This window comes from Aneurinibacillus terranovensis DSM 18919 (assembly GCF_000430625.1).
GTDB classification, from domain to species: Bacteria; Bacillota; Bacilli; order Aneurinibacillales; family Aneurinibacillaceae; genus Aneurinibacillus_B; species Aneurinibacillus_B terranovensis.
The window spans coordinates 1-1,399 of sequence record NZ_AUMJ01000117.1 but is presented as its reverse complement, the minus strand read 5'-3'; the positions used below and the strand labels follow the sequence as shown (position 1 = coordinate 1,399).

The window sequence follows — 1,399 nt, the reverse complement described above, 5'->3', positions numbered from 1 at the left end:
CTCTTAAGCCCCGTAATCAAGTTGGACAACCTCCGAAATAAGAGCGATACTATACGTAGGAGGATTGATTCCCATGACACGAAGAAACTATTCCGCAGATTTCAAACTCCAAGTTGTGCATGAAGTATTGGAGACCGGAAACAATGCGGTTGTTGCGAGAAAGCATGATATTAATGCCAATATGCTTGCCCGTTGGGTGCGTCAATATAAAGCGAATCACGAGGTAACGGCCTCACGGGGAAAGCCCAATCAGATGACAAAAGAAGAACAGCAAAAGATCATGCAAGAATATACAGAGATCTCAACAGAAAATGAACAGTTGAAGAAACTGTTAGGGGAAAAGGATTTAGAAATTGCTATCTTGCGTGACCTTGTAAAAAAGAAAAACCCTCACTTGCTGACAAACTGGAAATAGCGCACAAGTGGATCCATGACGGGTATTCTGTATCGGTCGTGTTACGCATCGTGGGGGTAGCAAGATCCACGTATTATTACTGGTTGCAGCCACCAAAGGAATCGACAAAGGAACCGGCTAAACCGGCGGGGCGCCCGATTCCTGGATATTGTTTCACGCAGCAAGGTAAGAAAGTCAGTGATGAACAAATCAAGGAATGGATCATGGAGGCCATCGCAGGAGATGGGTATTCCTACGGGTACGTGAAACTCACGCACCATTTGCGACAGCACTATGATCTCATCATAAACAAAAAACGGGTCTATCGGCTCTGCAAAGAGCTCGATATATTGAAACCGCAGCGAGAAGTAAAACCAAAGCATCCAAGAGTTTTGGCGCGAAACCGAGAGATTCTGGCACCGAATCAACTATGGGAAGTGGATATCAAATACGGATATATTACAGGAGAAGATCGGTTCTTCTATGTGCTTTCCTATCTCGATGTATTTGACCGGCAGATCGTTGGATACCATATTGGATTGCGATGTGAAGCCAGGCATGCCACTCAAGCATTACAGGAGGCATTATGGAAACGGCAAGTGTTTACAACCAACTATAGGCCCGTGATTCGATCCGATAATGGTCCGCAGTTTGTCAGTCTGTTATTTGGTTCAACGTGTCAGGAATTTGAGGTAGAACACGAACGGATTCCACCACGCACGCCCAACATGAATGCACACATTGAGGCCTTTCATCGCTGGTTTGAGGAGGACTGTTTATCTCGATACGAATTTCAAACCTATGAAGAAGCATATCGAGCCGTCGTAGAATACATGGAGTATTATAATAACCGGCGAATTCACTCAAGTTTGCATTACTTGTCTCCGAAAACGTTCTATCAGCAGCATATAGAAAATGGGTTGATGCCAGTAAAAACCATACATGTATAGGTAGAGTTGGGCGTAGCGAACCATTTACGGTGAGAACGAAATCGAGTACACTCGC

At 44.7% G+C, this 1,399-nt stretch carries 1 protein-coding gene; it reads left to right on the top strand.

The features are described from left to right. Window positions 1-73 precede the first annotated feature (73 nt). Window positions 74-1,344, top strand: a protein-coding gene (locus tag H525_RS0115480) for an IS3 family transposase (RefSeq protein WP_155837340.1) whose coding sequence is annotated in 2 segments (ribosomal slippage) — window positions 74-392 and window positions 392-1,344 — 1,272 coding nt in all. Because the reading frame shifts where the segments join, the coding sequence is not laid out codon by codon here. Window positions 1,345-1,399: the final 55 nt, after the last annotated feature.